The following is a 26,726-nucleotide window of genomic DNA, read 5'->3' as shown; positions in this document are numbered from 1 at the left end:
ACACTGCTGCTTTCATATTGCTCAAACAGTGATTGCCATTCTAGGTTGGTACGTCGTTTTGCCATTTCAACTCTCCTTTGGGTTGGAGAGTTGATCTTATTCTTCGTGCTGAAGGATTAGAATGCGGTGTTCATGGCACGCTTACCGTGAAGCAACAAATTCAGCACGGTAGTCCGGCGAATTTCAGTGATTTAACTATTATTGCAGTACTTAACAGTGGCTTACTATTACAGGCAATTGGAAGAGGAAAGTTGATTATTTTCAGTGTATTGAGCGAGATTTACGACGTTTTTGAGGGCTCAAAAACGGTGAAACCCCGATGTTGGTAGCATCGGGGTTTCGAATTTCTAGATTTCTCGACTGGTAAGATCGATTATCTTTTCTATGCAGAAGGCTGGATTAATCCAATCTTATTCCTTGGTAGGGAATTAGATACGGATGAAGTCCATGTGCTCAACTTTTGGCTTGAACGCGTGACGTTGAACGTCTTGTGGCTTAACCTTAACTTCTGCGCCGTCAATCAGTAGAGTGATTGCTTCGTAGAATTCAGGCTTGTCCATTTGGTTGATCACGTCAGCGTGAACAAGTTCGATAGCTACAGCTTCAGCTTCGCCACCGTAGATTACAGCTGGGAATTTACCAGCGTGACGTAGGCGGCGGCTCGCACCTTTACCTAGTTCAGTACGTACTACTGCTTCAAATTTCATAGTTTTACTCTCAAATTAGTAAAAATTAACTTCACACCTCAATGCGACCTTGAGTGTGTGGTAATGCTTAAACATAAAAGTTCATGCTTAAGCGAGCGCGGATACTAACATCACATTCCAATATGAGCAAGTCAGAAGCCCATCTCAAAGTGAATTTCCTTCGATAATGGGTTCGTTTGGAGATAAAACGTTCGCTAACGCTTGTTTAGCGCATTTTACTCCCTTTTACATCGCAATCCTTATCTATTTATATCACTGCTAAATCATCAAGTTAATGAACGGAAAATGAATGTTTGCCTAAGACTTGGTTAAGTCTTAGTTCGTTAATCTTAGTGTTAATTAAACAGCAGAATGAATAGGTGAAAATATGAAACCGGTAAGCATTGTCGTAATTACGCTAAACGAAGAGAAACGCATTAGCCGCTTAATGGAAGAGTTGAGCGTGCAAACCCACCAAGAGTTTTAAGTGATTGTTGTCGACTCGAACAGTGAAGATAACACCAGAGAAGTGGCGCAAGCTTATGAAAACGCGTTGCCAAAATTAACGGTGCATCACATGGAAAACCGTGGTGTGAGCCTTGGCCGAAACACGGGTGCTTCATTGGCGCAATACAACCGAATCCTTTTCTTAGATGCTGACGTGAGCTTGCCTCGAAACTTCCTTGCGAAAGCGCTTTATGAACTAGAAGAGAAGAAGCTTGAAGTGGCGGGTGTGTACATGAGCTCGAAAGGTTTGCCGCTTGTACACAAGTTTGGTTACGGGCTATTTAACGCAGGCTTGTTTACTACTCAGTTCTTTTTCCCGACGGCGATTGGCGCATGTATTTTCTCGACTAAACGGGCGCATGATGAGATCGGCGGTTTTGATGAAGAGATCGTCCTGTGTGAAGATTGTGACTACGTAAAACGTGCGAGCAAAACATGGCGATTTAGATTCCTAAATATGACTTTTGGTTTTGACCCTCGTCGCTTAGACCAAGATGGCGTTGTGAAGACAGGCTCTACTTATCTTAAAGCCAATGTAAGACGCTTCTTTAAAGGAGAAATGCGTAATAACGAGATGAACTACAAGTTTGGTCACTACAAAGAACAGTAAGCATTGAGGTTGTTATGTTTGATGGACTAGGGTTGTTTCTGGGAGCATTGGGTGATGCTCTCATTGGCCCAAACCTATTTGTACCGGGAGAGCCGTTCTTTATCGCAGCGGGCTTTCAACTGTATTCAGGTGCATGGATGGCGTTGGTTTTGGTGATGCTAGGTGGTTTGCTTGGTGATCAACTCAGTTATTTCATTGGTTATAAATACGGTGTTAAGGTGCAACGAAGGCTCATTAAGTTTCGCCCTAAAACCAAAAGATTAATTGCGCGCTGCCGCTATCTGGTTGCTCGCAAAGGCACATACATCATTCTTTTTGCTCGTTTATTAGGGCCTATCGCTTGGGTTGTGCCATTTATAGCTGGCTCGCATCGTGTACCGTGGCGTAATTTTAGTGTGTTGGCGTTTATCGGTTTGGCCCTTGGTGGAGGGCAGTTCATTGCTTGGGGCATGTTACTGGCGCACGGCGTTGAAAACTTCCCGTGGCTTAATAGCCTTAAGATATTTATCTCGGAGCATAATAGCTTGATCGTTGGTGTGTTCGCGGTATTAGTCTTCACCATTATCGGTTACCGAATGAAGTGGCGATGCTTAGTACTTAAGTCTAGTGCGCTGTTGTTGGCGTGGGTATTGTTTGCGAACTACGCTCACTTTTTCTGGAAAGCGGATGACTTTCAGAATCAACCAGATACGGCTCAAATAAACAAAGTCGACTGGAACTCGGTTACCTATAAAGCGTTCCCCGGTAAATCTTCGTTCTACTCGGCGCAAGCGATCAACGTAATTTATGTTGGAGCAACCCCAAGAGACTTAATGAAGCAATTAGGCTGGATAGAGAATCAAACCTTCTCTCGAAATGAGATTGAATGGGTTGGTTATCTCGCATTGCTTAGAGAAAAAACGCCGCCAGTGTCTGATTTATATTGGCGAGACAAGCCGCAAGATATGGCTTTTCAATTGCCGGGTAACCTGATGAAGCGCAGCCATATTCGTTGGTGGCGTGCAGGTGTTGATATTAAAACTAACCAGCCTCAGTGGTTAGGCGCAATTAGCTATGATGATGGCCTTAAAGTCACGCCTTACTCAGGCATTGTGACCGTGCTTCATAACATTGACCCTAATGTTGATGAAGAGCGAGATCGGCTTGCTAATCAGATACGAACGTTACTACCAGACATCGAGTTAGACAAGTACCCATTAGCAACGGTGGAAGTGATCAATGACGATCATGACTATTACACTGATGGCAGGGTATTAACGATTGGAGCAACGACCCTTAGTGATAATTCACAAACTTTGGATGTTGCTGTGAACGATATATAGAGTTGTATATAAGGTCGATAGAATTAAGCCCTAGCATTACGTTAGGGCTTATTGTGTTTAACTTTTACTTAGCTTGTTCAGCCTTTACTTACTTTAAGCACCAGAGAAGCTTTTAAGCCGCCCATTGAGCTCTTGCTGAGCGTTAGGCTGCCTCGGTAACTGTGTGCCATTTCATTTACGATATTAAGCCCTAAGCCTGTTCCTGGTGTGGTTTCATCAAGTCGGACGCCACGTTTGGTCACTTGCTCAAGCTTCTCTTCAGGAATGCCTTGGCCATCATCTTCAATCACCAACTCTATGTTGCCATCGTCGAGTTCATTTGCATGGACGCGAATAATGCTGCCAGCCCACTTGTAACTGTTCTCGAGTAGGTTGCCGACCATTTCATCAAGGTCGGTTTTTTCTACCGCCACTTCAATCTCAGAGTCTAGCTCGTTAATTATGGTGACTTCGTTGGCTGCGTAGACTTTATCAAACGCCTTTGAGATAGCTTCAACACGCTCACAAGGTGAAGACTTCACCGAAAGAATGTTCATTGCACCTGCCATACGAGCGCGGCTAAGGTGATAATCAATTTGGCTTTGAATCTGATGAATGGGCTGTTGCAGCAGTGCCTTGTCATCCTCTGGAAGTCGCTCTATCTCATTTTTTAGAACTGAAAGCGGTGTTTTCAACGCATGAGATAAGTTACCCGCGTGGTTACGAGCTCGTTCTAATAACTCTTGATAGTGAAAGAGCAGGGCATTGAGGTCAGAGACTAATGGAGAAACCTCTTTCGGGTAGTTATCGCTTAACCCTTGTTGCTCGCCGTTTCTTAGCATTACCAGTTCGCGTTGCATCTTGCTGAGCGGTAATAACGACCAACTGACTTGAATACCGATCAACATCAGCACGCCAACAAACAGCAACATTAGGATCAACCAGACTTGACCGGTAAGCTCTGTCAGTGTGGATTCTAATGGATCTTCATCAATACCAATGGTGATCGTGACAGGGTCGCTCAGTTCAGGCAGGTAGATATCTTGCTCGATGTAAATCAGCTTTTCTTTCTCTGGCCCTTTGACTGATGTGTGAATCGGTGAACGCTTGATGGTGAGGTCTTTATCCCATAGCGAGCGAGATCGAATGATCTGCTCTTGGGTAGCGGCGCGCCAATAAATACCACTGTAGGGCTGGTTGAACCTAGGATCAGACAGACGCTCTGCCATGATCAGGTTACCACTGTCATTGGTTTCGATATTGGCGGTTAACTCATCCATGGTTAAGCCAAGCTGCTGCTTCATGTCATCGACGAGGTAGTCGTTAACCAGTTTCGGAATCCCGACACCAGCCGCTAATATCATCGCACCTAGCCAAAAAGCCGCAGCAAGGAGCAAGCGGCTTTTTAAACTGATGTTTTTAAGTGTTCGTTTCTTTAGATTCATGCATTTCCAACCTGCCTTTGCTCATCGTAACTTATCGTATTGCGATGATCAGAACAGGCTGTCCACTTAATTAATGGTTGCTCTTGGCGTGATTGACGACTGAGCTATTCAGCATTCAGTTGGTAGCCAAGGCCACGAACGGTTTTGATGATCTTTGGTGCGATTTTCTTACGAATACGACCGATGAACACTTCAACCGTGTTTGAGTCTCGGTCGAAGTCTTGCTTGTAGATATGCTCAACCAACTCAGTGCGCGAGATAACCTTGTTTTGGTTATGCATGAAGTACGCGACAACTTTATATTCCAGCGCCGTGAGGCTAACTGCTTGACCTTGCCACAACACTTTAGAACTGCGTGTGTCTAGGCTTAGATCACCGATTTGAAGTATCGGAGCAGCACTGCCTGATGCTCGGCGCAGTTGAGCTCGGATACGGGCAATCAGCTCGACCATCTCAAATGGCTTAGTTAGGTAGTCATCAGCACCGGCGTTCAAGCCCTCAACACGTTGAGTTAGCGTGTCACGAGCACTTAAGATAATCACTGGCGTGTTGATGTTTTCGTCTCGAATGCCTTTTAATACCGTTAGGCCGTCAAGCTTAGGTAAACCTAAATCGAGGACAATCGCGTCCCATTCTTCTGACGTTGCACGGTAGAGTGCGTCGATACCATCTTGAGAGAGCTCTGGAACCCAGTCGGCCCCCTCAAGTGTTTCAATAATTTGTTGGCCCAAACGAGGCTCATCTTCAACGACTAAAATTTTCATAATTGTTCTTCTAATTTCTTCTAATGACTGTTCGTCGTGCTTAATGTAAAGTTGCGGCTCTGAATTATTCGCCGTGTTTAATTGCGTCTTTAAAGTTGCGGCCTTTGATCATAAGCATTTCTAACGTCTCAGCGTTGTATTCGACTTTGATGATGTTGTTTTGGTAATTGATTTTTAGTTCATACACCCAAATGTCGTCATCTTCTTCTAGCTCTACTTTAATGATTCTGCCATGAAGATCGTTTTCAACGGCCGCATACATTTCTGAGAAAGGGCGAATATAGCCTTCGCGTACAGCTTCGTAGACTTCGTCTTGATCTTCTTCAAATTCGATACGGGTTCCCGCTTTATGGACATCTTGTACAAGATCATGACCGTTATGATCTGAGTCAGCCCACGCACTAGCGGCGACACATAAGCCTAAGCTTAAAGAAAACATAGAAATCATAACTTTACTAAACATAGCGAATCCTAGAGAAGGTTGATAGCGTTCAGTATAAAAAAGTAATTCTGAACAGAAAGTGAACCTGATGAATAATGAGATTTAGGTTCTCAAAAAATGAGATGTTAACGTTGCTGAAGCTCGTCTTCGAATATCTTGTCTCTCATTTTCCAAAAACGCCCGACTTTACGTGCAATCACGAATTGAGGTGGGCGGAATCTATGTTGGTGAGCAACCACTTTCGTTGGTGAGGCTTCCTCAAAAGGGCGATGTCTGTCTGCAAGGTGAGGGCGAACAAACTGGTCTTTGAAGTTCTGCTTCTGCTTTTTGCTGGTTAATGACCAAAACTCATGCACTTGCGCTTGGTTTTCTCCGCGATAGGTGACCTTAAGTTGTGATTTACCTTTCTCGTCTTTAAGCACGTTGAGGTCCATTTCCAAGCATTCAAATACCAAGGCATCTTTTAGGTTCAGTGCTTCTTTTAGCTTTTTGTCTGGGTCGACTAAGGTTGCATCGCACTCATGACAAATGCGCGCAGCAATGTCATTATCAGCACCACATTCACCGCAATATTTCGCTCGGAAGCGATAATTACAGTGCTCGCGCTCGCCCGTGTCTTCATCGGTAAAGTAGCCTTGGCATTTGCGCCCAAAGTGCTCAAGCAAGAAGCCATTGCTGTCTAGCTTGCCCCAAAAGTTATTATTGAAGCCGCACGCAGGGCAAGGGATGGTGATGATTTCACTGTCTGAATCGGGTTTAGGGTCGCCAACCTCAGGTTGGTAGAGGTCGTAACTGTTGCCCGCATAGTCGAGCACCAAACACTCTTTTTTACCCGGAGATAGGCGTAAGCCACGGCCAACGATTTGTTGATACAAACTGATGGATTCTGTCGGGCGCAAAATCGCGATTAAATCGACGTGTGGCGCATCAAAACCTGTGGTTAATACTGATACGTTAACCAAGAACTTGATTTTACGTTCTTTGAAGTCGCTGATAATTTGGTCACGTTCGAGAGTTGGTGTATCACCAATCACAATTGAAGCTTCACCTTCTGGCAATAAGCCGAGGATCTCTTGCGCGTGTCGAACGGTCGCAGCGAATACCATGATGCCTAGTTTATCTTGGGCTAGGTGAATAATCTGATCGACAATCTGTGGGGTCGCTCGTTTCGATTGCTCGATCACCATGTCGAGTTCTGCTTCTTTGTAGCGACCAGTGCTCGCGGGCTTTAACTGCGAAAAGTCATAGCTCAACACGGGTGCATCAATCATGCGTGCAGGAGTTAAGAAACCTTCATCGAGCAGGTAACGAATCGGCAGCTCAAAGATACAGTCGCGGAAGAAACGTGGCTCATCTGAACGCACTTGACCGCGAGTGTGGTATTGATAAATCCAACCCATCCCAAGACGATATGGGGTCGCTGTTAATCCAAGCACCTTGATGCCCGAATTATTCTCGCGTAAGTGAGTGATGACTTTCTGATAACTACTGGTCTTTTCATCGGGAACACGGTGGCATTCGTCGATAACCAACAGCGAAAATTGGTTAGAGAATGAATCGAGATTTCGCACCACAGATTGCACCGAAGCAAACACGACTTGTTGGTCGGTCTCTTTGCGTCCTAAACCCGCAGAGAAAATCGAGCCTTTCAGCCCGTAACCTTCATACTTTTCATGGTTCTGTTCAACCAACTCTTTTACGTGAGCAAGCACCAACACTCGACCTTTCGCAAGCCTTGCTAACTCTGCAATCACAAGGCTTTTTCCTGCACCTGTCGGAAGCACGAGCACTGCCGGAGTTTGGTGTTTTCTGAAGTAATGAATCACTGATTTTACAGAATCAGCTTGGTACGGGCGGAGTGTATACATATCGCGTCTTGTAAGAAGGAAAACAAATAGTGTGAAATAGCTCAACTAATTGAGCAAAGGTGACTATAATACCCGACTTAGATTAGTTGAGGTATTCATGCGTTTAGATAAATTTCTGTGCGATGCATTAGGCGTCACTCGAAGAGAAGCAACACACTTATTAAAATCCAAGGCAGTGACAGTAAATGATGTCATTCAAAAAAGCGGCTCACTCAAGGTAACTGAAGAGTGCGTTGTGGAATGGCAAGGCAATGAACTGAATGTTCACGGCCCACGTTACATCATGCTTTATAAGCCAGAAGGCTTTGTTTGTTCGCATGAAGATGGCGCAAATCGTATCGCGTTTGAATTACTTGATGAAATCAAAATGGACAAGCTGCACTTTGCTGGTCGTCTAGATATTGATACAACAGGTCTTGTATTGATTACCGACGATGGTAAGTGGTCTCACCGTATCACTTCGCCAAAGCACAAGTGCGAGAAGACGTACCGTGTGTGGTTGGTTGAACCTGTTGAAGACGATTACGTTGAAAAATTCAAAGAGGGCATCCAGCTTAAGAGCGAAGATGGCCTAACACTTCCTGCACACCTAGAAGTTCGTGCAGAGCGTGAAGTATTGCTAACGATTCACGAAGGCAAATACCACCAAGTTAAACGTATGTTTGCTGCTCTTGGTAACAAGGTAGAAGCACTACACCGTGAACGTATTGGCGAAATTGAGATGGACGAATCTTTAGAGTTAGGTGAATACCGTTACCTAACGCAAGAAGAAGTCGATTCAATCTGGAAGTAGTCCTTAGCTAGAAGTTGCTCTTAACAAGAAATTGTTCTTAACAAGAGACCACTTTTGCTGGAAATAGCCCTTTCGTTGTAAAGCCGACCATGGATAGCGTCGGCTGATGATGTTGACTGGTACTAGGAAAGTCTCAGCCAATCTTTGACTCGCGTACTCACGCTAGTCCCTAGCTCTATCAGTTGAACATTCGGAGAACCATGCAAACATCGACCTCACAGAGCCAAAGCTCCCAACTAGAAACACCTCAATTAGGCTTAGTGCTGTTTTTGATTCTAGGTGCGATTGGTGCACTTACTCCGCTAGCCATTGATATGTATCTGCCAGCGATGCCGACCATTGCTAAAGATCTTGGTGTGACGGCGGGTGAGGTACAAATCACGCTAACAGCCTATACCGCAGGTTTCGCGCTGGGGCAGTTGCTGCATGGCCCGTTGGCGGATAGCTATGGTCGCAAGCCTGTACTACTTATTGGTGTGTTCTTGTTTGCTATCGCTTCTATGGTGAGTGCGACAACTCATGGCATTGAAGCGCTGACTTACATCCGTACCGCTCAAGGTTTTGCTGGTGCGGCGGCGGCGGTAATAATCCAAGCCGTTGTGCGTGATATGTTCGACCGTGAAGATTTCGCGAGAACCATGTCGTTCGTTACCTTGGTGATGACAGTTGCACCACTTATCGCGCCGATGATTGGTGGTTACTTAGCATTGTGGTTCGGTTGGCGTTCAATCTTTTGGGTATTGGCTATTTTTGCGGTGATTGTCATTCTCGCGGTGATAATCAAAATTCCTGAGACACTGCCTGTCGATAATCGTCAACCATTGCGCTTTAAAACCACGATTCGTAATTACGCTCGTTTATGTAAAAACCCGACCGCTATGGGCCTGATTTTTTCTGGTGCATTCTCGTTCTCTGGGATGTTTGCATTCTTAACCGCAGGCTCTTTTGTCTACATTGATGTCTATGGCGTACGTCCTGACCTGTTTGGTTACCTATTTGGTCTGAACATTGTTGCGATGATTCTGATGACGACAATCAATGGTCGAATCGTTAAGAAGGTCGGTTCTCATACAATGTTGAGGGCAGCGCTGGTCATCCAATTACTGGCTGGCGTAGGTTTACTTGTCGGTTGGGCATTGGATCTCGGGCTTTGGGGAATTGTGCCGTTTGTGATGCTGTTTATCGGCACACTGTCTACCATTGGTAGTAACTCAATGGCACTGCTTTTAAGCGGATACCCGAATATGGCCGGCACAGCTTCTTCGCTTGCAGGCACATTAAGATTTGGTACTGGTTCTGTAGTGGGGGCAATTGTTGCTATGCTACCAAGTGACACTGCAGGGCCAATGGCTATGATGATGGCAGCATGTGCAATACTGTCAGCATTACTATATTGGACATTAGGAAAGAAGGCATAATGTCAAAATACTATATTGAAATTCAGAAGTTAGTGAACGATGCGCTGGGCGAGCTGTATGCTCTGCATAAGTCTGGTAAAGCGATCGACGCACCTATCGCGAACAACCTTTATCTTGTTCGTTGGGTAACAAAAGCGATTAAATCTCAAGCTTATGATCGCGTGATTGTGCCTGACTTAGTTCGCTGGCAGAAACAGGGTCGCTCAAAAGGCAACAACTCTGATTTAACTTTTACCTTTAAACGTATTTCTGCGTTTTACGGACGTTTTTTCCCTGAAGGCGAAGAGCCTAAAACGCTAAAAGACAGTGATGTTGAAGCGTTCATGGACAAAATGTACGAGATGGGTTGGAGCGTATCGAGTGAAGACGAGCTAACGACTGGCGGCAAGATTCAATTCTTCACCGATGGCGAGCACTCTTTTGCTTTATGCGGTAAACAGTGTGACGACTCTTTCGACGGGGAGTTGATGGTTAAGCCAATGAACTGGTTTGTTCGTGGCAACCATGCTGAGTTCATCCAAGCGGCGATGGAAGCGGGCTTCATGCTTCACAAAGTAACGGACTATAAGTCTGCGGTGAAGTATCACGGTGAATACATCGTTTACCCTGCTAACCAAGGCAACCAACTGGCTGAGATCCCAATTAGCGTTATCGGCTAATAGCGGATTCGAGATGAGAGATACGAAGAGCGGAATTATCCGCTCTTTTTTGTCTCTCATAGCGCGTGTCGCTAATTTGCTGTTAAGTCTTTTCGCATCCCGTTACCCGAATCTCGCATCTGCTTTTAATCCTGTTCTTTAGCCTGCTTCTCAATTGCCTTCACCATGCCTTTAAAAATAAACAGGTGGGCTGGCATCATAGCAAACCAATACAGTAACCCTAGAAAGCCTTTAGGGTGCCACCACGCTGAAATGTTCAGCTCGCGAGAGTCACCGTGGTCAGAGGCGGTAATCTCGAGTCGCCCTAAACCGGGGCCTTTCATACCGAAAAGCAGGGATAAAAACTGATTCTCTTCACAGCGAATGACCTTCCATGAATCGATTTTGTCACCGACTTTTAGGTTGGGGCCTTCTGGCATTTGTCGAACCGGTACACCGCCACCGAAAAGAACATCCAACCATTCGCGTGTGCGCCATAAAGTGTTAGCAAAGAAGTAACCTTGCTTCGGGCTTCCGATTTGCTGAGCAACATGCCAAAGCGATTCCAATGAAGCACTTGAGGTGATACTTGCGCCTGTTTTCTTCGGGTAATAGCCATACCCAGCTTGCCAGCGTTTGAATGCGGTTTTATCAAAGCCCCATACATTGCTTTTGACAAAGTTTCCTTCAGCGTGAATGGCTTGTTCAACCATATTTTCGAACGAGATAAGCTTCTGAGGGTACTTTTCTCTAATGATGGTCGAACTGGCGATGAAGTCGTGCTTTAAGCCTGCAAGTAGTGCTCTACCTATGTTAGACGGTACAGAAGTCACCACGCCTAACCAATATGAAGCAATCTTTGGTGTCAGTAGCGATGTCGCCCATAGCCTGAGTGGACGATCGGCGGTTTTGGCAATATGAGCAAATTGGTTTCGGTAAGAGACAATATCCGGCCCGCCAACCTCAAAGGTTTGGCTTTCGCTAGGCGTGTCTTGTGCGAGTTTTAGTAAATAGTGGTTCAGGTTCTGCAAAGCAATCGGGTTGGCTTTAGAGTCAACCCATTTTGGCGCAATCATAATCGGCAAGTTGTACACGAAATCTCGCATGATCTCGAATGCCGCAGATCCTGGGCCAATGATCACGCCAGCTTGAAGTTCGGTAACGGGTACAGGCCCTTTACGAAGCAGTTCGCCGGTTTTCTTTCTCGCTTGAAGGTGCTCTGAATCACCAGTCTGAGGCTGTAAAGAACTCAGGTAGATGACGTGTTGATTCTTTGGCCCAAGAGCAGAAACAAAGTTACGGGCTAAGTTCAGCTCATAATCGATAAAGTCGTGGCCTTCCGCCATGCCATGGACGAGAAAGAAGATAAGATCAAAGTCGGGGACTAAGGCTTGTGTCGCAGCTTGATCGGCCAGATCAAGATACTCAAGCGATAAGCTTTCGTGAGGCTCGGTCCGTGCCTTTAAATAGTCGATATGCCTTGCTGCTGCCGTGACTTGATAGCCTTGCTCAAGCAGGAGAGGGAGGAGTTGCGAACCAACATATCCAGAAGCGCCTAAAACCAGTACTTTCTTCATTGTTACTCCATTTATATCTGTGGTTAAAAACCGAACATTGATATAATAGCGCGATATTTATCTTTATTCATCAATACGTTCCGTTTAGGTATCTCTCTATGTTGCTCTCTTCAATTATTCATCACACACGAGGTGATTTTGTTCGCAGGCTTATTGCGATTGCACTGCCCATCACCTTGCAGAGCATTATGTTTTCAAGCCGAGGCTTGGTGGATGTATTGATGTTGGGCCAACTTGGCGAAGCAGACATCGCAGCTGTGGGTGTGGCGAGCCGAGCGATGTTCGTGACGACCATTATGCTGGTGGGTGTGACCACGGGCGGTGCTCTTCTTACTGCTCAATATTGGGGCGCGGGTAATAGACAAGGTGTGAGAGAAAGCACTGCGCTGACGTGGCTGGTGTCGACACTGTTTGCTTTACTGACTATCGCGTTTTTCGTTTCATTTCCTGCACAAATCATGGGCGTGACGACCGACTCTCAAGAGGTCATCAACTTAGGCGTTGAATACATCGTAATTACGTCATTTAGCATGCTAGCGGTATCGTGTGTCAGCAGTATGGCTGTGGGTTTGAGAGCGATGCACAAACCCGGGCTAAGTACATTTTTCAGCGGTATCGGCATCCTGTCTAACGTGTTCTTAAACTGGGTGCTGATCTTCGGTAACTTAGGCTTTCCTGCGCTTGGAATCAAAGGTGCGGCGATTGCGACGGTACTGAGTGGCGCGATTGAAGTCGCGACTTTGTTTGGTTATCTCTATTTCTCTACGCATTTATTAGCATTTAAGTTTTGCGATATTAAAGCGGCAGCTTCGATTGATAAGGTGGTTCGCTTCTTGAAGCTGTCTCTGCCGACCACGTTTAACTTCTTAGCATGGGCGGGTGGTTTGTTTGCTTACCACGCGATCATGGGGCAATCGGGCGTTCAAGGTCTGGCTGCGCTATCGGTCATGACGCCGGTTGAATCTATCTCATTGAGTTTATTGATTGGCCTTTCGAATGCGGCAGCTGTTTTGGTGGGTAATCAACTTGGTGCGAAAAACAATGAAGCGGTTTACTATCAAGCGCTTGGCTTAACAATTTTGTGTTTCTTAACTAGTATTGTTGTAGCCGTTTTTCTCTATTTCGTTCAAACGCCAATACTTAATGCCTTTAGCGCACTGACGGAAGAAACCAGAGCCCTCTCAGAGAAGTTCATTCTGATCCTCTGTGTGGGTATTGTCATTCGCTCGGTGCCATTGACTGTGATCGTTGGGGTGTTGAGAGCGGGTGGTGATGTGAAGTTCTGCCTCTATCAAGATTTGATTGCTCAGTGGGTGATCGGTATCCCATTGGCAGCCATCGCGGCTATCTATTTTAAGTTTCCACCTGAGTGGGTATATCTGCTTTTCCTAACGGAAGAAGTCCTCAAGTGGGGCGGGTCGCTCTATCGCATGAAAACAAGAAAATGGATTAAAAACTTGATAGGAAGTTGAAGTAGGGCGCACCAATCGCATCACTTTATCGTTGGCGTGTGATCTATCTTTCAAAATACTTCCTCCTAACAGGGAATTAGTGTAGATTCTCCTTCCAAATTCTAACTAATGCGAGCTGTTTAATGTTAAAGCTGTCAGACCTATGTAAAGGCTATGTCGATGGGGGGGAGTTTCACCCTGTTTTGCAAGGTGCTGAATTAACATTAAACCAAGGTGACCAGCTGGCATTAATGGGAGAAAGCGGTTCAGGTAAAAGTACTTTACTGAATCTTATCGCGGGCTTAGACCTAGCGGACTCAGGTGAAATCGCTTTTCCTCACTTCAATATGCACGACTCAACCGAGCGTGACCGCACCGCTTATCGCAGAAACAACATTGGCCATATTTTTCAGCAATTCAACTTACTGCCAACGTTAAATATTGCCGATAACATCCGTTTTTGCCGCCAGTTAAAAGGCTTACCTGAAGACAAAGGTCTCTGGAGACAGATTCTCTCTGCTTTAGATCTTATGCCTTTACTTGGCCGTTACCCTGAAGAAGCGTCTGGTGGCCAACAACAACGTGCGGCCATTGCGCGTGCGCTGTATATGGAACCAAAAATATTGCTGGCCGATGAGCCGACCGGTAGTTTAGATGAGCGTAATGCAGAAGCGGTAATGCGTTTGCTGACCTCTTTGGCTCGTCAATTAGAATGTACGTTGCTGTTGGTAACACACAGTGAAAAAGTAGCTCTGCATATGGATGGTAGGATCCGTCTGCAAGGAGGGCAACTGCATGTTATGGCCCGTAGTTAAGGCACTACTCGGTCACTATCGACGTTACCCACTGCAGATTATTTTGGTATGGCTTGGTTTAACCCTCGGCGTATCACTTTTGGTTGGTGTTACTGCTATCAACCAACACGCCAAACAAAGCTATGCGCATGGCGAAAAACTCTTTTCGAATCCTCTTCCTTACCGTATTCGACCAAAACACAACGCCAATAAAATCCCGCAAGGCTTTTATATCCAACTTCGCCGTGAAGGTTTTCAACAGTGTTCTCCTCTTGATCACCATCGTATCACTGATGAAAATGGCGCAAACTTCATGGTTGTCGGTATAGATCCTGTTTCTATGCTTCAGCTACAACCTGGTATAGCGTTAAAAGATCTCACCGCTTTGAACCTCATGAAGCCACCATATCCAATCCTTGTCAGTGATGATCTTGCTGAACACATGGAATGGCACAACGGTGATTACATCCCTTTGATGGATGGTTCTGAACTTGGTCCTGTGGTTGTTGATCAAAATAATATGATTAATGGTACAAGGTTGATTGCGGATATCTCCTTGCTCCGAATGCTTAAACGCAGTGCTGGGCTTTCAGTGATTGCTTGTTCAGACATGCCCACTGAGAAGTTTGAACGTCTTAAAAATATGTTACCTAATGGTTTGACGATCTCTCGTAGCTCTAAGGCAGAGCTTGAGTCGCTGACCAGTGCGTTCCACTTAAACCTAAAAGCGATGGGTATGCTGTCGTTTGTGGTTGGTTTATTTATTTTCTATCAAGCGATGTCGTTGTCATTTATTCAGCGCCAACCGTTAGTCGGAATCTTAAGACAAACAGGTGTATCGGGCTGGCAATTGGCTAAAGCGCTTTGCTTAGAATTGTTGATATTGGTCGTACTGAGCTGGATCTGCGGTAATGTATTCGGTGTCATGTTAGCCAACCAATTGTTACCAGCGGTATCTTCAAGCTTGGGCGATTTATACGACGCTAACGTCGGCTTAACGATCGACTGGAATTGGCGTTGGAGTGGTTACAGCTTACTGATGGCATTGATTGGTGCTTTCTTAGCGTGTGCGTGGCCACTGGTTCGTTTACTTAAGTCTCAACCGATTCGTCTGTCTTCTCGTTTGTCTTTGATGCGTTTTGCGGGTACCGAGTTCACTTGGCAAGCGTTGATTGGCTGTGGCTTCTTGGTTGCTGCTGTTGCTGTGTATCAAGCCCCTCAGACTCAAGAAACGGGTTTTGCGATTATCGCGCTAATGCTGATCAGTGTGGCGCTATTTACCCCGTTTTTGATGTGGAAGTTATTTAACAGCCTCTCTTATTCGTTGCGTTGGGTTCGCGCTCGCTGGTTCTTTGCTGATGCTGCTTCCAGTATGAGTTACCGTGGCGTGGCGACGATGGCGTTTATGTTGGCCTTAACAGCCAATATTGGTGTAGAAACCATGGTCGGTAGCTTTAGAGATACCACTGATAAATGGCTAACACAGCGTTTGGCTGCCGATCTGTATATCTACCCAACCAACAATGCCGCTGCTCGTATGAGTAATTGGTTATCCGACCAACCTGAAGTGGATTCGGTTTGGTGGCGTTGGGAGAAAGATGTGGCGTCTCCAGTTGGTAGCATTCAGGTGATCAGTACGGGTCCTTCTGAAGGTGAGCTAGAAGCGCTGACGATCAAATTAGGTATTCCGAATTACTGGTATCACTTACATCACTCTAAAGGTGTGTTGATCAGTGAATCGATGTCTCTCAAGCTGGGGATTCGGCCTGGCGACTACATTGACCTCTATGACAGTCTCGGCTCTGGTTGGCAGGTTGTCGGTGTTTATTACGATTATGGTAACCCTTACCATCAAGTCATGATGTCGCATCGAAACTGGCTGTATGGGTTTGCAGGGCGGGGTAATGTCGGACTTGGCGTAATACTCAAAGACGATGTGAATTCATTAGGGCTTCGCAGCCGATTGGAAAGCGTATTTAGACTTGGTTCTGAGCGTGTTTTCGATAACAACAATATTCACAGTCAAGCAATGCGGGTGTTCGATAGGACGTTCGCGATTGCAGATACACTAGGTAACATCACCTTGGTTATCGCCGTCTTCGGTATCTTCTTCGCGACGGTTGCGGGAGAAGTGTCTCGCCAAAGGCATATTTCCTTGCAGCGCTGTTTGGGTGTCTCGGCGAAAGAGCTGATCCTGACAGGTAGTTTGCAGTTGTTTGTGTTTGGGCTTATTTCCTCCTTAATTGCGATTCCGCTCGGATTGGCGTTAGCGAGCCTAATTGTTGATATCGTGATAAAGCAGTCTTTTGGGTGGTCACTCGAGTTACAAGTGATTCCTTGGGACTATTTGCAGATATTTGCATGGGCCATGGCAGCATTGATGCTAGCTGGTGCTTTACCAGTGATGAGAATGATTCGGAACACTCCGATGAAGTCACTGAGGGATGCGCTTTAGTATGTTTTTACGGAATACTTCAACTAAGTTAAGACAACGAATTCTGTCTTCTCTGCTATTAATCAGTTTCTTCGGCATCTTTTTAAGTGTTTGGGGTTATTACTCCTATTTCATCGATCCTGGTGAAAAGGGCGTGAATGAAGTTAACTCAATATTGGTTAATGAACACTTCAATGTGTTCGAACCTGTTTTGCCAGACCGTAATGTTTCGCTACCACAAGATTTTAAGTTCCACCCAGAGTTTCAGCACGAGTGGTGGCATTACTTTGCATCTTTGAAAGGTGATGATGGTAAAGACTATTCGGTCCAGTGGAGCTTTTTCCGTATCGCAACGGACGAACGTGAAACACCAGGGTGGCAAAGCCCTCAAGTCTATATCTCAAATGTAGTGGTCTCTTCTAAGTCCAAAGTATGGAAAGAACAGCGCATGGCTCGTGGCGGTATTGGCCAAGCGGGAATGACTAATCGTCCATTCAGACTTTGGATTGATAACTGGAACTGGCGTGCACTCGGCAACACCCCATTCCCCGGGCGCCTTCAAGTGCAAACTGATACGTTTGGACTAGAACTCGACACCATTGCAAAAGGGCCCTATGTGCTCAACGGCGATAACGGTTATCAGAAAAAGCACGACTTATTACCTGTCGCGTCTTATAACTTCAGCGCTCCATTTTTATCGTTGAGCGGTGTGTTGAACCTAGACGGCGTTACCAAGGAAGTGGAAGGAACTGCGTGGGTACATAAAGAGTGGGGCAGTGGCTTACTTGGAGTGGGCCAACAAGGTTGGGATTGGTTTGTATTTAACCTCGATGACGGCACAGCGCTGAGCATTAACCGCTATCGTCATAACCAACAGTTGCCTTACATATTCGGGACATTAGCAACGCGCTCAGGCAAAGTTTACCAATTAACGGAATCCGACATTTCCATTCAACCATTGCAAAATACAACGTTGATGAATGGAAGACGGATGCCTTTGCAGTGGATCATTAACGTCCCTAAGCATGATATTAACCTCACAACGCGTATTATACGCAGGGATATGTGGCTTCCATTTGTCATACCATATTGGGAAGGGCCGATTAAGGCGAGCGGGAGCCATGAAGCGACAGGCTTTATGCAGTTAACTGGCTACTGAAAAACACCTAAGGCTATAATTTGATAGCCTTTTTTTATGCCTGCGCCTTTTAGCGTCCCCCAATGAATTGTGCATACAGGTTCGATGATCTCATCTATACTTAATTCATGGTGCATAACAACATTATGGAATATACGACGTATTGTTTAGTATTTGTAGGAAAAACCGAAGTTAAACATCCGAAGAAGTGATTATCTATCAATTAAACTTGGATATAAACTCGTGGTTATTCTTTGTTATTCGTTTATTTAAATAATAAATATAAGGGCGAAATCATGACCGACGTCATCCGTGACTTCTTTAAAATGGAATCTGCTGGCGGCATCATACTAGTCATCGCTGCGGCGATCGCAATGTTTGTAGCAAACTCACCACTGAACGAAATGTACCAAGGTGTACTTCACAGTTACGTTCTTGGTATGTCTGTGTCTCATTGGATTAACGATGGCTTAATGGCTGTCTTCTTCCTTCTAATCGGCTTAGAAGTTAAGCGCGAACTTTTAGAAGGCGCATTAAAGTCTAAAGAGACAGCAATCTTCCCAGCTATCGCAGCTGTGGGTGGTATGCTAGCTCCTGCACTTATTTACGTGCTATTTAATTCAAGTAACCCTGAAGCGCTTCAAGGTTGGGCTATCCCAGCAGCGACTGATATCGCATTCGCATTGGGTATTATGGCTCTTCTTGGTAACCGTGTACCGGTTAGCTTGAAGGTGTTCCTATTGGCTTTAGCAATTATCGATGACCTAGGTGTTGTTGTTATCATTGCTCTGTTCTACTCAGGCGACCTATCAACACTTGCACTTACAGTTGGCTTCATCGCGACTGGTGTGTTGTTCATGCTAAACAACAAGCATGTGACTAAGCTGAGTGTTTATCTCATTGTTGGTGCAATTCTGTGGTTTGCAGTATTGAAGTCTGGTGTTCATGCAACGCTGGCTGGTGTAGTGATTGGTTTTGCTATCCCACTGAAAGGCAATAAAGGTGAACATTCTCCGCTGAAGCATCTAGAACATGCTCTGCACCCATACGTCGCTTTTGCAATCTTGCCAGTCTTTGCTTTTGCAAACGCAGGTATTTCATTGGAAGGTATCTCAATCTCAAGCCTAACAGGTATGCTACCGCTTGGTATCGCTATGGGTCTATTGATTGGTAAGCCTCTTGGTATCTTTGCATTCAGCTGGGGTGCGGTGAAATTGGGTGTTGCTAAGCTCCCTGAAGGTGTGAACTTTATGAACATCTTCGCAGTATCTGTCCTGTGTGGTATTGGTTTTACAATGTCTATCTTTATTTCATCACTAGCATTTGGCCCAACGAATGTAGAGTTTGACACACTAGCTCGACTAGGCATCCTGATGGGATCTACAACAGCTGCAATTCTAGGTTACTTCCTGCTAAGCGTTTCTTTACCGAAAACAGCAAAGCAACAAGAAGTAAAACTATAATCAGCGGGTAGGCTCGTTTAACGGCGAGCCTATTCACTGATTAACAAGCTAATTTCTGAGTAGCAAGACGAGTCACAGAATCATCCTCCCCGATTCATGTGACAGCAAAGAACAAAAAAGCCGTGATAGGGTTTCCTATCTCGGCTTTATTGATCCTAACTGCTAGTATTTTTAGTTTGGTTAGTTATTGATGATCTAAAACTCCTAGATTCAACTCATTATTTTGATCGGCATGAATTGCGGATCGTTTTGGATGACCAGAGTGACAGTGTCATGTTATTTTTCTAGCGTGGTAAATATGGTCCACTCCTCGACGATCTGCTCATTCAGCCCGACAACCGTTGCTGTTACCTTACGGTTCAATGCGTGCGAAGTAGGGTCGTCGCCATCGCTTTCTAGGCGCTCTTCACCATAGCCGATAATTCGCACTCGCTCTGGTTCGATACCATTCGACAGTAACTCGTCTTGAACATTGTTTGCTCGTTTTTTTGATAGGTCTAAGTTGTACTCGTTAGAACCCACTTTACTCGCATAGCCTTGTATTTCAATCGAGGCACTTTTGTAGGTTTCAAGAAACTCTGCCATCGTGCTGATCTGGTCTGAGAAGATCGGGTTCACTTCAAATGAGTCATGAGCAAAGAGTATTTTTAGTTGTCTGACTTCTTCCGCAAGAATCGTTTCTCCACAACCATCATTGTCGACTTGTGATGTCTCAGGCGTACCTGGACAGATATCACGAGCGTTCACCACACCATCTCTATCATCGTCTTGCAGGTCTGCAATCTGTTCTGCTTCAGGTGTCTCGATATAAGCCTCTTCCTGCTGGTTTGAACAGGCAAATAAAGTCATCGTTAACACGGGAAGTAATAAGTAAGGTATTTTCATCATTAATACTCCACTGCCGTTGTCCACTCGTCTGGAATGTCGACCAGTAGAGCGTTCAATAGAGAGCCTGTCGCGTTCATTACACGGTATTTAGCGTACTGTTCAGAGTAATGCGCATCTAAGTAATCTTTGCGGGCTTCAAACAATTCGTTTTCAGTGTTAAGCAGATCCAGTAGCGTACGTTTACCGATTCGATATTGTTTCTCATAAGCGATAACGGTTTCTGACGCCGAATCCACGTGATCAGACAAGAAGTTCTTTTGTTGCAACGTCAGATCCAATGCACTCCAAGAGAGGCGAAGGCCTTCTTCAACTTGTCGATAAGCACGATCTCTTAGATCTTTTGCTTTATTGAGTTGGTAAGCTGCAGCTTCTGAATTAGCACTATCGGTACCACCGTTGTAGAGGTTGTATCGCATTCTCAACATTGCCAAAGTCTCTTGGCTCGAACCTTCATCGCCTCCCGCATCATCACGCCATGACTGAGATGCTTCAATAGAGAAGGTAGGGTAGTTCACGCCCTTTGATTGTTTGTATTGGAAGTGGGCTGAATCGACATCTGCGTTTGCAACTTTGATCACTGGGTGTTGGTCTAATGCATCAACAATGGCGTCAGTTAACGACAAAGGAATTTTAGAAATATCGGCTCTTGGGTAAATTAAGCCTAGGGGTTCTTGACCCACCACTCGTCTAAACTGGGTGTGGGTATCGATCAAATTATTCTGTGCGGCCAACAAATTACCATGAGCCTTCGCAATCCTAGCTTCTACCTGCGATACATCAGCTGTCGAACCTATGCCTGAATTCGCTCGTTTCTTTATGTCTTTATAGATTTTCTTGTGTATTGAAAGATTACTTTCTGACAGTGCCAGCACTTCAGTGGCTTTCACTGCATCTAGATAGATTTGTGTTACCTCCAGCGCTTTGTCTTCGGCATCCGCGATCAATTGCAAACGTACCGACTCGGCTTCTGCGGCGGTACGATCAATGTCGTTCAGCGTAGCGGAACCATCCCACAGCAATTGAGTGAGGGAAATCGTCGCTTCCTTTCTTGTGAGATCGGTATCGGGGCCGTTATTTGGTGCAGGGTTTATGCCTTCGTAACCAATACCAGCATCCAGGTCGATACTAGGTCTATAAGCACCACCTGCGGCGTCATTTCGTTTCCGTACACTCACAAACTCATTAAAGATACTCTTTATCTCAGGATTGGTAGCCAAGGTAATGGCTACGGCCTGTTCTAAAGTTTGAGCAGAGAGTGGATCTGCAATAACTAAGCAACACATAATAGGTAATTTCAACAGTCTCAAAGTAGGTCTCCTTCTACTTTTAAAAGCTCCCGCCGCTTCCCAACAAGCGTTTAACTACTTAATTGAAAAGGGTATTAAACGAAGCTTAGGACATCTGCAAGAAATTGCTAAGTTTGTTGGCTTTATTTCGAATGTAAGTCTCTATCCTTATTGATTAATTTACCAATAGTAGCAAGTGGCAAGCTTCGAATGGATGCACCGTAAATAGAGGAAACGTAGTATTAGGTTTGGACTCAGATAGGTAAACGTTGGCTAGTAGGTTGTTTGAAATACGAGTTCCAGTGATAACAATGTGCCAAGCATGGTAGTTCGACTCTTAGGAAGAAATGACAGCATATAAAGAGGCGGTCGCGCTGTTCAGGTTGTAGTTAGTAGCTGTGAAGAGGGGTAAGTAAGGCTCACTCTCGTCCCAAACAACAAACAAAAAAAAAGCCCAAACCAACGTGGTTTGGGCGGATACAAGTATAGGAGTTAATAAGGAAAATGCAGTAATTAAGAAAGCAGTGAGAAGAACAAGTTTGACGGCCTGTTAAACTTCTAAATACGCTGTTTTCTATATAATTTATGACCCACCATTTCCATTTCAGTTCCAAGAAAATTCATTATTTTTTTCTTTTTTTGTAAACACACAGCGATTCAATCGGTTAGTGCTGAGTTTTATTAACTGGTACGACCAATTTGTGAAAATGTGATGTTGCTTGCTTGTTAAATAAATGTACTAAGCGTATATTTCAAACAGTTGTTTAATACGAGTGATTGAAATGGCACCAAGAAGTACAACCAAAGACAAAATCTTAGATGTGGCTGAAGGCTTATTTGCTGAGCACGGTTTTAATGACACCTCTTTACGCACGATTACGAGTAAAGCGAATGTCAACTTAGCTTCAGTGAACTATCACTTTGGCGATAAGAAGACTCTGGTTCGTGCGGTACTCAATCGTTACTTAGAAGCATTTATGCCAGCACTGCAAGATGCATTAGTGAACTTAAACTTGAACGAAACGTATTCTATGAGTGACGTGTTTGAGTCTCTGAGACAGCCACTAAGAGCACTTAATGATGTTAGGCCAAATGGTACAAGCCGATTCATGTTACTTATCGGCAGAGGCTATACGGATGTGCAAGGACACTTGCGTTGGTTCATTACTACTCGCTACAGCGAAGTACTTTCTTTGTTTACGACATCTGTAATGAAGGCGAATCCGAACCTCACTCAAGAACAGTTATTTTGGCGATTACACTTCACCCTAGGGACTTGTGTATTCACCATGGCATCAAGTCAGGCTCTGGTAGAAATTGCAGAGAATGACTATGACAGAAAGATAGATGCTAAGGCCGTGGTCGATATTCTTATTCCATATTTAGCCGCTGGCATGTCAGCAGAAGAATAAAACAATAAAAAGCGAAACATTCACAACCAATATAGTGAACAAAAGGATCTGAACTATGAGCTCTCTAAGACAAAAATGGGTAAGTGACCCAGCTTTTAAACTCTTTAAAAAAGTACTACCACCACTATCTAGCACCGAGAAAGAAGCGATGGAAGCGGGTAGCGTGTGGTGGGACGGAGAGCTGTTTTCTGGTAAACCAGATTTCACTAAGCTGCATCAATACCCAAAACCTCAGCTGACAGCAGAAGAGCAATCGTTCATGGATAATGAGCTTGAAACCTTGCTCGCTATGCTTGATGACCACCAAATTGTAAAAGAAGATCGAGACCTTCCTGAAGAGGTGTGGAACTTCTTACGCAAAGAGCGTTTCTTTTCGCTAATTATTGCGAAAGAGTATGGCGGTCGTGAATTCTCAGCACACGCTAACTCAACTATCGTAACTAAGATTGCGACTCGCAGTATCAGTACTGCGGTTTCAGTAATGGTTCCAAACTCTCTTGGTCCTGGTGAGCTGCTGTCTCACTACGGCACTCAAGACCAAAAAGACTACTGGCTACCTCGTCTTGCTGACGGTACAGATATCCCATGTTTCGCACTAACAGGCCCAGAAGCGGGTTCTGATGCGGGTGGTATCCCTGATGTCGGTACTGTGTGCATGGGCATGCACGAAGGTAAAGAGACGCTAGGTATCAAGCTTAACTGGAACAAACGCTACATTACACTAGCACCAGTGGCGACGGTACTTGGTCTGGCTTTCAAACTGCACGATCCAGAAAAGCTACTGGGTGACAAAGAAGACATTGGCATCACTTGTGCGCTAATCCCGGCTGACCACGAAGGTGTTGTGATTGGTGAGCGTCATGACCCACTTGGTCTTGCGTTTATGAATGGTCCAACACGCGGTCACGATGTATTTATTCCTATGGAATGGTTGATCGGTGGTGCCGATTACGCAGGTAAAGGCTGGCGTATGCTGGTGGAATGTCTGTCTGCAGGTCGTGGTATCTCATTACCCGCACTTGGCACGGCGATGGGCCACCTAACGGCGAAAACGACCGGCGCATACGCTTATGTTCGTAAGCAGTTCGGTATGTCGATTGGTAAGTTTGAAGGAGTTGCAGAGAGTTTAGGTCGTATTGGTGGCTTAACGTATCTACTAGAAGCGACTCGTACACTAACAACTACTTCACTCGATATGAAAGAGAAGCCGGGTATCGTTACGGCTATCGCGAAATATCACATGACAGAAATGGCGCGTACTATCCTGAATGATTCAATGGATATCCACTCTGGTCGTGCAATTCAAGATGGTCCAATGAACTACTTAGCTGCGCCTTACCTAGGTATTCCAGTTGCTATCACAGTAGAAGGTGCGAACATCTTAACTCGCAACCTGATGATCTTCGGTCAAGGTGCGACACGTTGTCACCCATACGTGCTAAGCGAAATGGAAGCGGCAGCAAACCCAGATGAGAAGCAAGGTGCGAAGGATTTCGATAACTTGTTGTTCAAGCATATCTCTCACGCAACTAAGAACACGTTTGGTGCGTTCGGTGCGGCATTGACAGGCTCTAAGTTCATTAAAGCGGATATGAGCGGTCCAACGAAGCCTTACTACCAAGACTTAACTCGCTTGAGCCGTGCGCTTGCAGTGAGTGCGGATTTCGCAATGCTTACACTAGGTGGCGAACTGAAACGTAAAGAGCTTATCTCTGCACGTCTAGGTGATGGTCTAAGTTACCTATACATGGCGTCTGCAGCGCTTAAGAAGTATGAAGATGAAGGTCGTCAACAAGCTGACCTAGACTACGTACACTACGCGGTTCAACACTGTTTCCATAACGCGGCTAAATCGCTACAAGAAGCGTACAGAAACTTCCCGAACAAGATGGTAGGTAAAGTACTTAAAGGTCTAGTTTTCCCTGTCGGTAACCACTTTGAAAAACCAAGTGATAATCTAACGGTACAACTGGCAGAAAGCTTGATGACTCCGGGTGCACACCGTGAACGTCTAACTCACCTTTGCTACATAGGCCAAGAAGAAGAGGATAGTGTTGGCCTAATGGAGAATGCGTTCAATGCGATGTACAGCATCAAGCCTCTCGAACGTAAGATCTTCAAAGCAGTGAAAGAGGGCAAAGTGGCTCGTAAAGGTCTATTGCAAGATAAACTTGCTCAAGCACTGGCGGCAGATGTTCTTACTCAAGACGAAGTTGACCAAATCATTGCAGCAGACAAACTTCGCTACGCAGCGATTCAAGTTGACCACTTCAGTCATGATTACAGTGAAACTTTGACGCGAAAAGAGTTAAAACCTAAGCTAAATAGCGTTGCTTAGATAAAGAAATGACAAAAGGCACCTTATTAGGCACCTTATTAGGTGCCTTTTTTGTTTTTGTCGTAGAAGTTGCAATAGAGGCGTTAACAAATGGTGACTTAGTCAGCAAATATTCACTGAGTGCTCCAACCACTTGCATTTTCGCCACATTTTTACAGAAATTAGATGCCATTTGCGTACGAAACTTTTATCCTTAACCTGATTTTTTAAGGAAGTTGAATATGATCATCAAACCTCGAATTCGCGGATTCATCTGTACTACAACACATCCAGTCGGTTGTGAAGCTAATGTAAAAGAACAAATTGCTTACACAAAAGCTCAAGGCCCAATCGCAAACGCACCTAAACGTGTACTAGTTGTTGGCTCTTCAAGTGGCTACGGCTTGTCTTCACGTATTGCGGCTGCATTTGGTGGCGGCGCTTCAACTATCGGTGTTTTCTTTGAGAAAGCCGGTACTGAGAAAAAGCCGGGCACAGCTGGTTTCTACAACTCAGCAGCGTTCGACAAGCTAGCTAAAGAAGAAGGCCTGTATTCAAAAAGCCTGAACGGCGATGCTTTCTCTAACGAAGCGAAACAGAAAACAATTGACCTGATCAAAGAAGATCTAGGCCAAATCGATATGGTTGTATACTCACTGGCGTCTCCAGTGCGTAAAATGCCAGAGACTGGCGAAGTAATTCGTTCATCTCTAAAGCCTATCGGTGAAACGTACACGTCAACTGCGGTTGATACGAACAAAGACACAATCATCGAAGCAAGCGTAGAGCCTGCAACTGAAGAAGAGATCAAAGACACTGTTACTGTAATGGGCGGTGAAGATTGGGAACTTTGGATCAATGCTCTTTCTGAAGCTGGTGTTCTAGCGGACGGTTGTAAGACGGTTGCTTACAGCTACATCGGTACTGAACTAACGTGGCCAATCTACTGGGATGGCGCACTAGGTAAAGCTAAGATGGATCTAGACCGTGCAGCGACAGCGCTGAACGAGAAGCTAGGCCAAACTGGCGGTACTGCAAACGTTGCTGTTCTTAAGTCTGTAGTGACTCAAGCAAGTTCAGCAATCCCTGTAATGCCTCTTTACATCGCTATGGTGTTCAAGAAGATGCGTGAAGAAGGTATTCACGAAGGTTGTATGGAACAGATCTTCCGTATGTTCAGCCAACGTCTATACAAAGAAGACGGCAGCGCGCCAGAAGTGGATGAAGTGAACCGTCTACGTCTAGATGACCTTGAGCTTCGCGAAGACATTCAAGATCACTGTCGTAACCTATGGCCTCAAATCACAACTGAGAACCTAAAAGAACTGACTGACTACGTAGAGTACAAAGAAGAGTTCTTGAAGCTATTTGGTTTCGGTGTTGAAGGTGTTGATTACGAAGCTGACGTTAACCCAGCTGTTGAATTTGATGTAGCTGACATCTAATTCAAGTTATCGAATCTAAACGAAATAGGCGCTCATTGAGCGCCTATTT

General features: G+C 45.1%; 21 protein-coding genes and 1 pseudogene. 13 read left to right on the top strand and 9 right to left on the bottom strand.

Going from position 1 to position 26,726, the window contains the following annotated elements:
- Both AB4583_RS08290 and rplY read right to left on the bottom strand, forming a co-directional pair.
- A pseudogene (locus AB4583_RS08290) lies at positions 1–65 on the bottom strand (IS66 family insertion sequence element accessory protein TnpB); the annotation flags it as partial.
- 363 nt (positions 66–428) lie between these two features.
- Positions 429–707: a 50S ribosomal protein L25 gene (rplY, locus tag AB4583_RS08285; protein WP_017060373.1), complete on the bottom strand. Its 279-nt coding sequence runs from the start codon at positions 705–707 to the stop codon at positions 429–431.
- A 466-nt stretch (positions 708–1,173) separates the two neighbouring features.
- Between rplY and AB4583_RS08280 the strand changes: the two genes are divergently transcribed.
- Both AB4583_RS08280 and AB4583_RS08275 read left to right on the top strand, forming a co-directional pair.
- A complete protein-coding gene (locus AB4583_RS08280; protein WP_372117006.1) occupies positions 1,174–1,803 on the top strand; it encodes a glycosyltransferase family 2 protein in 630 nt (209 codons plus the stop codon).
- A gap of 14 nt (positions 1,804–1,817) precedes the next feature.
- Entirely contained in the window at positions 1,818–3,125 is a 1,308-nt protein-coding gene (locus AB4583_RS08275) for an LssY C-terminal domain-containing protein (RefSeq protein WP_137001720.1), read from the top strand.
- Positions 3,126–3,202: 77 nt separating this feature from the next.
- On the opposite strand, the gene AB4583_RS08270 is transcribed toward AB4583_RS08275, so the two are convergent.
- From AB4583_RS08270 to AB4583_RS08255, 4 genes are all read right to left on the bottom strand, one after another.
- Positions 3,203–4,549 (bottom strand): ATP-binding protein, encoded by a 1,347-nt coding sequence (locus tag AB4583_RS08270; protein ID WP_372117004.1) that lies wholly within the window; start codon positions 4,547–4,549, stop codon positions 3,203–3,205.
- A 104-nt stretch (positions 4,550–4,653) separates the two neighbouring features.
- Positions 4,654–5,313, bottom strand: coding sequence for a response regulator transcription factor (locus AB4583_RS08265; RefSeq protein ID WP_017060377.1), 660 nt, complete (start codon positions 5,311–5,313; stop codon positions 4,654–4,656).
- 64 nt (positions 5,314–5,377) lie between these two features.
- The gene (locus AB4583_RS08260) at positions 5,378–5,776 is read right to left on the bottom strand and encodes a PepSY domain-containing protein (protein WP_004734667.1); all 399 of its coding nucleotides are present in this window, start codon (positions 5,774–5,776) and stop codon (positions 5,378–5,380) included.
- 104 nt (positions 5,777–5,880) lie between these two features.
- The gene (locus tag AB4583_RS08255) at positions 5,881–7,623 is read right to left on the bottom strand and encodes a DEAD/DEAH box helicase (protein ID WP_017066075.1); all 1,743 of its coding nucleotides are present in this window, start codon (positions 7,621–7,623) and stop codon (positions 5,881–5,883) included.
- Between the two features lie 97 nt (positions 7,624–7,720).
- Here AB4583_RS08255 and rsuA point away from each other — a divergent pair, with 97 nt between their 5' ends.
- From rsuA to AB4583_RS08240, 3 genes are all read left to right on the top strand, one after another.
- The gene (gene rsuA / locus AB4583_RS08250; protein ID WP_017060380.1) at positions 7,721–8,416 is read left to right on the top strand and encodes a 16S rRNA pseudouridine(516) synthase RsuA; all 696 of its coding nucleotides are present in this window, start codon (positions 7,721–7,723) and stop codon (positions 8,414–8,416) included.
- A 200-nt stretch (positions 8,417–8,616) separates the two neighbouring features.
- Positions 8,617–9,834, top strand: a complete 1,218-nt coding sequence (locus tag AB4583_RS08245; RefSeq protein WP_372117002.1) for a Bcr/CflA family multidrug efflux MFS transporter — start codon at positions 8,617–8,619, stop codon at positions 9,832–9,834.
- Positions 9,834–10,493 carry a DUF2913 family protein gene (locus tag AB4583_RS08240; protein ID WP_017060382.1) on the top strand — a complete coding sequence of 220 codons (660 nt, stop codon included), beginning with the start codon at positions 9,834–9,836 and terminating at the stop codon, positions 10,491–10,493. Before AB4583_RS08245 ends, AB4583_RS08240 begins: the two co-directional genes overlap by 1 nt.
- Positions 10,494–10,618: 125 nt before the next feature.
- Here the strand turns inward: AB4583_RS08240 and AB4583_RS08235 are convergent, their stop codons facing one another.
- Complete coding sequence (locus AB4583_RS08235) at positions 10,619–12,049, bottom strand: DUF2867 domain-containing protein (RefSeq protein WP_017069903.1); 1,431 nt, start codon at positions 12,047–12,049, stop codon at positions 10,619–10,621.
- A 98-nt stretch (positions 12,050–12,147) separates the two neighbouring features.
- Here AB4583_RS08235 and AB4583_RS08230 point away from each other — a divergent pair, with 98 nt between their 5' ends.
- From AB4583_RS08230 to nhaA, 5 genes are all read left to right on the top strand, one after another.
- On the top strand, positions 12,148–13,521 hold the full coding sequence (locus AB4583_RS08230; protein ID WP_372117000.1) for an MATE family efflux transporter: 1,374 nt from the start codon (positions 12,148–12,150) through the stop codon (positions 13,519–13,521).
- A gap of 122 nt (positions 13,522–13,643) precedes the next feature.
- A complete protein-coding gene (locus tag AB4583_RS08225; RefSeq protein WP_017060385.1) occupies positions 13,644–14,315 on the top strand; it encodes an ABC transporter ATP-binding protein in 672 nt (223 codons plus the stop codon).
- Entirely contained in the window at positions 14,296–16,749 is a 2,454-nt protein-coding gene (locus AB4583_RS08220) for an ABC transporter permease (RefSeq protein ID WP_372051937.1), read from the top strand. The genes AB4583_RS08225 and AB4583_RS08220 overlap by 20 nt, the downstream gene beginning before the upstream one ends.
- Positions 16,739–17,887: a lipocalin-like domain-containing protein gene (locus AB4583_RS08215; RefSeq protein ID WP_017068753.1), complete on the top strand. Its 1,149-nt coding sequence runs from the start codon at positions 16,739–16,741 to the stop codon at positions 17,885–17,887. Before AB4583_RS08220 ends, AB4583_RS08215 begins: the two co-directional genes overlap by 11 nt.
- 275 nt (positions 17,888–18,162) lie before the next feature.
- A complete protein-coding gene (gene nhaA, locus AB4583_RS08210) occupies positions 18,163–19,329 on the top strand; it encodes a Na+/H+ antiporter NhaA (protein WP_010441484.1) in 1,167 nt (388 codons plus the stop codon).
- Positions 19,330–19,605: 276 nt separating this feature from the next.
- Here nhaA and AB4583_RS08205 read toward each other — a convergent pair whose 3' ends face one another.
- A complete protein-coding gene (locus tag AB4583_RS08205) occupies positions 19,606–20,217 on the bottom strand; it encodes an OmpA family protein (RefSeq protein ID WP_372116998.1) in 612 nt (203 codons plus the stop codon).
- Entirely contained in the window at positions 20,217–21,524 is a 1,308-nt protein-coding gene (locus tag AB4583_RS08200; protein WP_372116996.1) for a TolC family outer membrane protein, read from the bottom strand. Before AB4583_RS08200 ends, AB4583_RS08205 begins: the two co-directional genes overlap by 1 nt.
- A 761-nt stretch (positions 21,525–22,285) precedes the next feature.
- On the opposite strand from AB4583_RS08200, the gene AB4583_RS08195 reads away from it, so the two are divergent.
- The 3 genes from AB4583_RS08195 (at position 22,286) to fabV (ending at position 26,677) form a co-directional block, all read left to right on the top strand.
- The gene (locus AB4583_RS08195) at positions 22,286–22,915 is read left to right on the top strand and encodes a TetR/AcrR family transcriptional regulator (RefSeq protein WP_017065403.1); all 630 of its coding nucleotides are present in this window, start codon (positions 22,286–22,288) and stop codon (positions 22,913–22,915) included.
- 55 nt (positions 22,916–22,970) lie between these two features.
- On the top strand, positions 22,971–25,253 hold the full coding sequence (locus AB4583_RS08190) for an acyl-CoA dehydrogenase (RefSeq protein WP_372116994.1): 2,283 nt from the start codon (positions 22,971–22,973) through the stop codon (positions 25,251–25,253).
- A 221-nt stretch (positions 25,254–25,474) separates the two neighbouring features.
- Positions 25,475–26,677, top strand: coding sequence for an enoyl-ACP reductase FabV (fabV, locus tag AB4583_RS08185; RefSeq protein WP_017060392.1), 1,203 nt, complete (start codon positions 25,475–25,477; stop codon positions 26,675–26,677).
- The last annotated feature ends 49 nt before the right edge of the window (positions 26,678–26,726 follow it).

This window comes from Vibrio sp. 10N.222.49.C12 (assembly GCF_041475025.1).
Lineage (GTDB): Bacteria > Pseudomonadota > Gammaproteobacteria > Enterobacterales > Vibrionaceae > Vibrio > Vibrio crassostreae_C.
The sequence above is the reverse complement of the archived record's forward strand: the minus strand, read 5'-3'. Positions and strand labels throughout refer to the sequence as shown.